Consider the following 7,135-nt stretch of genomic DNA (forward strand, 5'->3'; position numbering starts at 1 on the left):
CCCGGCGACGGCGATACGGTCGATCGAATCAGCGCCGGCCTCCAAACCGCTCCTCCAGCAGGGCGTAGACCGCCCGCATCGTCATCGCCTCGCCGCCCTTCGGCCGGCCCGGGCGGTCGGCGGCGTTCCAGGCATAGAGGTCGATATGCACCCAGGGCACGCCCGGGGCGACGAAACGCTCCAGGAACAGGGCCGCGGTGATGGCCCCGCCGAAGCGCGTGTCGGGTGCGTTGTTGATGTCGGCGATGCCGGATTTCAGCAGCCGGTTGTAGGGCTGCCACAGCGGCAGGCGCCACAGCGGGTCCTCGACCCGGCGCGAGGCAGCGGCCAGTGCGTCGGCGGTGGCGTCGTCATTCGAGAACATCGCCGGCACATCGGTGCCGAGCGCGACCCGGGCGGCGCCGGTCAAGGTGGCGAAGTCGACGATGATCTCCGGCTTCTCCGACGACGCCTCCTCCAGCGCGTCGCACAGCACCAGCCGGCCCTCGGCGTCGGTGTTGCCGATCTCGACCGTCAGCCCCTTGCGGCTGCGATAGACGTCCATCGGCCGGAAGGCGTCGCCGGACACCGCGTTCTCGACCGCCGGCACCAGCACGCGCAGCCGCACCGGCAGCTGCGCCATCATCACCATGCGGGCGACGCCGAGGGCATGGGCAGCGCCGCCCATGTCCTTCTTCATCAGCAGCATGTTGCCGGAATCCTTGAGGTCGAGTCCGCCCGAATCGAAGACGACGCCCTTGCCGACCAGCGTCACCTTCGGCGCCGACGGGTCGCCCCAGGTGATGTCGATCAGCCGCGGCGCCCGGCTGGCGGCGCGGCCGACGGCGTGGATCATCGGGTAGTTGCGGGTCAGCAGCTCGTCGCCGGTGATGACGCTGAAACGGGCGCCGAATTCCTTCGCCAGCGCCTCGGCCGCCGCGGCCAGCTCGGCCGGGCCGAGGTCGTTGGCCGGGGTGTTGACCAGGTCGCGCACCAGCGTGGTGGCGCTGGCCGCGCGCTCGACCGCGGCGCGGTCGGCGGCCTGCGGCCAGACCAGCTTGGCCGACACCCGCTCCGGCCCCTTGTAGCGCCCGTAATGGTAGCCGCCGAGCGCCCAGCCATAGGCGGCGGTGGTGGCGGTCGCCGGCTCGGCCGAATCATCCAGCGTGTAGGTGCCCGCCGGCAGCCCGGTCGGCAGCCCGGCGAAGGCCCAGGGGTCGGAGGCGGAGTCGACTCCGACCAGGATCGCGTCGACCCGCCCGCCTTCGCCCGGCAGCGCCAGGGTGCGGCCCGATTCCGCGGCGAAGCCGTTGGCCTCGGCCCAGGCCCGCCGCGCCGGCGTCGCGACGGCGCGCCAGCCATCCAGCGCGGCCTTGCTGAGCGGGATCAGAGAGACGGTCTCTCCCTCGGCGGCATCGACCAGATTCGGCAGCACGGCGCAGGCCTTCTTGCGTTCGGGAACTCGGGGCGGCACACCATGCTCCAGCCCGTTTCCCTTGCCAACCCCTCAGCCCGAGCGGACCGTCATGCGCCTCATCATCGGCAACAAGCGCTACTCCTCCTGGTCGCTGCGGCCTTGGCTGGCCCTGGCGCATCATGAGATCGCCTTCGAGGAGATCCTGATCCCGCTCTACCGCGACGGGTCGAAGGAGGCGATCCTCAGCCATTCGCCGAGCGGCAAGGTGCCGGCCCTGATCGACGACGGGACGACGGTCTGGGACAGCCTGGCGATCCTGGAATATCTGGCGGAGCGCTTCCCGGATCTCGCTTTGTGGCCGAGCGACCCGGCCCGCCGGGCGCTGGCCCGATCGATCTCGGCGGAGATGCACAGCGGCTTCACCGGCCTGCGCAACGAGCTGCCGATGGACCTGGCGCCATCCGATCCCGGCCAGGCCCGCAGCGATGCGGCCGAGGCCGACATCGCCCGCGTCACCGCGATCTGGCGGCAGTGCCGCGAGGCGGCCGGGGCCGAGGGGCCGTTCCTGTTCGGCGCCTTCAGCGCGGCCGACTGCATGTACGCCCCGGTCGTCATCCGCTTCGACCGCTACCGCGTGCCGCTCGACCCGGCCTGCCGGGCCTATGCCGACGCGGTCCTGGCCCTGCCGGCGATGCGACGCTGGGTCGAGGCTGGACTGGCCGAGCCCTGGGTGCTCACCTTTTAGAGCGTCTTTGTAGTGCCTCTCCCGCCTGGCGGGAGAGGTCGGGCTCGCGCAGCGAGACCGGGTGAGGGTTGGCCCAGGCCTCGACAAAGAGCCCTCACCCGGAGCCGCTTCGCGTCTCCGACCTCTCCCGTAAACGGGAGAGGCAAAATCAGCTCCTTCGTGCGATAGGCTGATCGATCCGGCCCAAATCAACCCGCTCCAACCCCCGGCTAACCCCGCCCGATGTCGCCGACGTCGTAAGGCGTGGTCTGGTAGATCTGGTTGATCCAGTTGCCGAACAGCAGATGGGCGTGGCTGCGCCACCGGTTCTGCGGCCGGCGCTCGGGGTCGTTGCCCGGGAAATAGTCGTGCGGCAGGGCGATCGCCTTGCCGGCGGCGACGTCGCGGAAATACTCGTCGCCGAGCGTGTCAGTGTCGTATTCGACATGGTTGAACATGTGCAGCGACCGGCGGCTGGCATCTTCCAGCAGGCACAGCCCGGCCTCGTCCGACTCCATCAGCACCTTCATGCCGCTGGCGGCCGGGATGTCCTCGCGCCGGTTCTCGGTCCAGCGCGACACCGGGATGGTGAAATCGTCGGAGAAGCCGCGCAGATAGGGCGAGGCCGCCTCGATGATGCGATGGCGGTACACGCCGAACTTCTTCTCGGGCAGCGCGTGCTTGGGCACGCCGTGGAAATGATGCGCGGCGGCCTGGGCGCCCCAGCAGATGTTGAAGCAGCCATGGACGTTGGTCTGCGTCCAGTCGAAGACCCGGCGCAGCTCGTCCCAATAGGTCACCTGCTCGAACGGCATCGTCTCGACCGGCGCGCCGGTGACGATGAAGCCGTCGAACTTCTCGGCCCGGACGTCCTGCCAGTCACGATAGAAGGACAAGATGTGGTCGCTGGGCGTGTTGCGCGGCACATGGTTGGTCATCTTGACCAGCGTCAGCTCGACCTGCAGCGGCGAGGCGCCGAGCAGCCGGGCGAACTGGGTCTCGGTCTTGACCTTGTTCGGCATCAGGTTCAGCAGGCCGATCCGCATCGGCCGGATGTCCTGCCGCACGGCCTGCGCCTCGAGCATCACCATGACCCCTTCCGCCTCGAGGACGGAGCGGGCGGGCAGGTCGTTCGGAATCTTGATCGGCATTCGGCTCTGTTCCGCGTGTCGTGAGCAGGACCGATTGTGGATGGACCCGTTTGGTTGTCGGTTCGACCACATCCCCCCTCTCGGGGGCGCCACCTTGCTCGGGAAGCAGGTTGGCGTCGGGCAATGCCCAACTCCTGATGTGCCGCCAGTTCTACGGGGTCCGCCCGCAGATTTCAACTGGATGAATGCGCGGCGTCGTCCGGCCCGCCGGGCCTCGGCTCAGGGCGTGGCCCGGGCCGGCAGGCTCAGCACCGCATGCTCGGCATAATAGCGGGCGGCGCCGGGATGCAGCGGCACGCCGAGGCCGCGCGCGGCGCCGTCGATCGAGATCTCCTTGCCGCGCGGATGGCCCGCGGCCAGCAGGTCCAGGGTCGATTTCTGCCACAGGGCACGGGCGATCTCGTAGACCGTGGCCTCCTCGATCCGCTCCGCCACCAGCCAGATCGCCCCGACCGACAGGGCCGGCACCTCCACGGCGACGCCGTCATAGAGCCCGGCGGGGATCGGCTCCTGGGCGAAGAACGGCACCTTGGCGATCAGCGCCTCGGCCTCCGGCCCGGTGATCGGCAGCAGCCGGATCGGCCGCCGCCGCGCCAGGTCGGCGATCACCCCGAGCGGCGGGCCGCCGGTCATCACCATGGCGTCGAGCCCGCCTTCGGCCAGCAGGTCGGCCGAAGGCTCCGGCCGCTCATAGACCTCGGTCACATCCGTCTGCTTGAGGCCGTAGGCGGCCAGGATCAGGCGGATGTCGTAGATCGTGCCGGAGCCTTCGGCGCCGACCGAGACGCGCTTGCCCTTGAGGTCGGCGACCGACTGCACCGGGCTGTCCGCCGGCACCACAATATGGACGAATTCGGAGAACAGATGGGCGATGGCGCGCAGGCCGATCACCGGCGGCTCACCGGCGAACGGCCCCTCGCCGGCATAGGCGGCGAAAGCGACGTCGGCCTGGGCCAGGCCGGAATCGAACTCGCCATTCTGGATTCGGCGGATATTGTCGATCGAGCCGGCGCTGGCCTGGGCGACCGCGATCAGGCCGGAGACGCCGCAGCTGCCGCCGGCACTGCCACACGGCGGCAGGCCCGGGGGCCCGGAGATGGCGCCGGCGATGATGCCACCGATCGGGAAATAGGTGCCGCCGGTGGTGCCGGTGCCGATGCGGAAGAACAGCGGGTCCTGCGCCCGCGCCGGCAGCACCTCGCCGAACCCCGCCGCGGCCATCCCGGCGGCGGGAAGCACCGTGGTCAGCAGGCGGCGGCGGGTGAGCGGCATGGCGGTTCCCTTCAGGCGGCGTCGCGCATGGTCGGCGGCGTCTCGTCCGGCGCGCGCGGATCGAGCTCGGCCGCCACCGCCGTGGTGGTCGGCGCCACCGAGACGAAGCTGCCCTGCTCCTCGTTCGGCTTCGCCGCGCGCCGGGTCATGCGGTAGACGGTGAACAGCGCCAGCAGCGCCGCGACCGACCCAGTCCAGACGAACAGCCCATCCGGGCCCAGCAGCTGCATCACCTGCGACGCCACGATCGGCCCGAAGATCGCGCCCGTGCCGTAGCACAGCAGCAGGCCGGCGGCGGCCGGCACCAGCTGCTCCGGCGTCATGAAGTCGTTGGCGTGGCTGAGGCTGAGCGGATAGATGGTGTAGGATAGCCCGCCGAAGGCCGCGAGCAGCACCAGCAGCAGTGTCATCGAGCTGCCGCCGAACAGCGCCAGAGCTGCGCTGATCAGGGCCAGAGAGATGGTGATGCCGAGGAACACCTGGCGCCGATCGAAGCGGTCGGACAGCCGGCCGACCGGGTATTGCAGCAGGAAGCCGGCGAAGATCGCCGTCATCATGAAGCTGGCGATCCAGTTCGGCGCGGGGTCGATGGTGCGGGCATAGACCGGCCCCATGCCGGAGAAGGCGGCGCTGATCAGCCCGACCGAGACGCAGCCGGCGACGCCGAGCGGCGAGATCGCGATCAGGGTGCGCAGGCCGAAGCGCTTGACCTTGATCACCGGCGGCGTCTCGACCGGGGTCAGCGCCAGCGGCACCAGCGACAGCGACACCAGCATCGCCACCACCGAGAACAGGGCGAAGCTGGCCGGATCCATCATCGTCAGCCAGGGCTGCGACAGGCCGAAGGCGGTGTAGTTCACCGCCATGTAGGAGGACATCACCCGGCCGCGCACGGCATTCACGGCGCGGGCGTTCAGCCAGCTTTCGATGATGGTGAACAGCACCGCCATGCTGATGCCGGTGACCAGGCGCAGCGCCGCCCAGACGATCGGGTCGACCCAGAGGGCGTGGAACAACGCCGCGGCGGAGGCGATCGCGGCGAAGGCGGCGAAGGTGCGGATATGGCCGACCAGCAGCACGATCCGCGGGCAGATCAGGGTGCCGAGGGCGAAGCCGCCGGCATAGAAGGCCAGCACGAAGCCGATGGTGCCGACATCGAAGCCGTCGAGATCCATCCGCACCGCGAGCAGCGTGCCAAACAGCCCGTTGCCCATGATCATGATCGCGGCGCTGAACAGCAGCGGCGCGACGGCCAGGAGGACCGAACCGAGCGAAGGTGTCGCAGAAGCGGGGGTGGTGGCAGCCATCACGTCCGTTCTAGGTCGGCCGAAAGGCCGGGGCCAGGGAAGATTCGTGACGATTTCAGGGCAAGCCGCCCGATGGTCCCGGCCCGCAGTTAAGGTGGGTCGGACAGCCGGGCGGACCAGCCCCTGGCCGCCGGATGATCGGCGGGACGGCGCCGGGTCAGCCGCCGCGCTTCGGCCGGTAGAAGACGTGGTCGCCGATCGCGGCGGTGCGGCGGAAGCGGTTGGTCCAGGCCGGCATGCCGCGGCCCAGCGCCCGCATCGCCGCCGGGGCGAAGAAGTACTGGGCGCCGTCGGTCGGGTCGTCGGCGAAATAGCCATCCAGCATCTGCCAGACCACCAGGCGCGCGGTGCGCTGCAGGATCTCGTCCTGGGCGCTGAGCGGCTGCGGGAACTTCGGCATGCCGCCGCCCCGCACCGCCTTGGCGAAGGCGCGGAAGCGCGGGCGCGACAGCGGCTCGAACTGGCCCGGATCGGCCAGCACCTCGCAGGGCGATTCGCCGAAATCATCGGCCACGGCGATGCGGTTCATCACCACCCAGACCACCGCCGCCATGCCGCGCGTGCCCTGGTTGCCGGCCTCGGTATAGGCGGTGAAGGCGAGGCAGCGCAGCGCGCGCTCCGCCTCGGTCGGCTCGGGCGGCAGGGGCACGCCGCCGATGCTCATCGGCGCCGACCCGTACTGCCGCAGCAGCGGCGAGGGCTGGTCGAGCGCGGTGCCGCCGGCGGAGACGAAGATGGTGCAGGCCAAGTCGCCCGGGCCACAGCCGGTCAGGCGACGGCCGGCGCCGTCGGCCTCGGCGTCGCGCAGCCAGGGGGCGCCCGCCGGCTGAAGCAGCGACACGGCGCGGGCCAGGGCGACGTCGAGCCGCTCGGTCTCCTCCGGCTCGGGCCGGTCGACCCGCAGCAGCGAGGAGCGCGACCGGGCCGAGACCGGCGCGGCGGCGGGCGCGGCGGGCTGCACCGTGGCCACGGCATCGGCCGCGACGACCGCCGACCCCGATCCGGACAGGGCGGCCAGGGCAGGCTGGGCCGGGACCGGATCGGCGGTCGCCGGCATCACCGCGGCCACCGGCGCGATCGAGGCCGGCGACGCGGCGGCGGTCTCGGCCAGCAATTCCGCCATCGGTCCCAGCGAGGCGACGACCACGGGCTTCACCTCGTTCGGGGCGACATCGATCAGGGCCGCGGTGCCGGGCTGGGCCGCCGGAGCGGCGACGGGCTCCACCGCCGCCGTGTCCGCCAGACCCTCGGCCGGGGCCAGGGGCGGCTCGGTGGTCGCCTGCAC

The 7,135-nt window shown here is 71.0% G+C and carries 6 protein-coding genes and 1 riboswitch; of the genes, 1 reads left to right on the forward strand and 5 read right to left on the reverse strand.

What is annotated here, in order from left to right:
• Positions 1-28 precede the first annotated feature (28 nt).
• Complete coding sequence (locus tag AB4Z01_RS21480) at positions 29-1,414, reverse strand: leucyl aminopeptidase family protein (RefSeq protein WP_441697362.1); 1,386 nt, start codon at positions 1,412-1,414, stop codon at positions 29-31.
• A gap of 91 nt (positions 1,415-1,505) precedes the next feature.
• Here AB4Z01_RS21480 and AB4Z01_RS21485 point away from each other — a divergent pair, with 91 nt between their 5' ends.
• Positions 1,506-2,141: a glutathione S-transferase family protein gene (locus AB4Z01_RS21485; RefSeq protein ID WP_441697348.1), complete on the forward strand. Its 636-nt coding sequence runs from the start codon at positions 1,506-1,508 to the stop codon at positions 2,139-2,141.
• 209 nt (positions 2,142-2,350) lie between these two features.
• Here the strand turns inward: AB4Z01_RS21485 and metA are convergent, their stop codons facing one another.
• From metA to AB4Z01_RS21505, 4 genes are all read right to left on the reverse strand, one after another.
• Positions 2,351-3,271 carry a homoserine O-acetyltransferase MetA gene (gene metA / locus AB4Z01_RS21490; RefSeq protein WP_441697350.1) on the reverse strand — a complete coding sequence of 307 codons (921 nt, stop codon included), beginning with the start codon at positions 3,269-3,271 and terminating at the stop codon, positions 2,351-2,353.
• A 40-nt stretch (positions 3,272-3,311) separates the two neighbouring features.
• A riboswitch (SAM-I-IV-variant riboswitch) is annotated at positions 3,312-3,417 on the reverse strand.
• A gap of 73 nt (positions 3,418-3,490) precedes the next feature.
• On the reverse strand, positions 3,491-4,543 hold the full coding sequence (locus AB4Z01_RS21495; protein WP_441697353.1) for a TAXI family TRAP transporter solute-binding subunit: 1,053 nt from the start codon (positions 4,541-4,543) through the stop codon (positions 3,491-3,493).
• Between the two features lie 11 nt (positions 4,544-4,554).
• The gene (locus AB4Z01_RS21500; RefSeq protein ID WP_441697356.1) at positions 4,555-5,850 is read right to left on the reverse strand and encodes an MFS transporter; all 1,296 of its coding nucleotides are present in this window, start codon (positions 5,848-5,850) and stop codon (positions 4,555-4,557) included.
• 157 nt (positions 5,851-6,007) lie between these two features.
• On the reverse strand, positions 6,008-7,135 hold a 1,128-nt coding region (locus AB4Z01_RS21505; protein ID WP_441697359.1), incomplete at its 5' end, for a cell wall hydrolase.

This window comes from Inquilinus sp. YAF38 (assembly GCF_052113205.1).
Classification (GTDB): Bacteria; Pseudomonadota; Alphaproteobacteria; order DSM-16000; family Inquilinaceae; genus Inquilinus.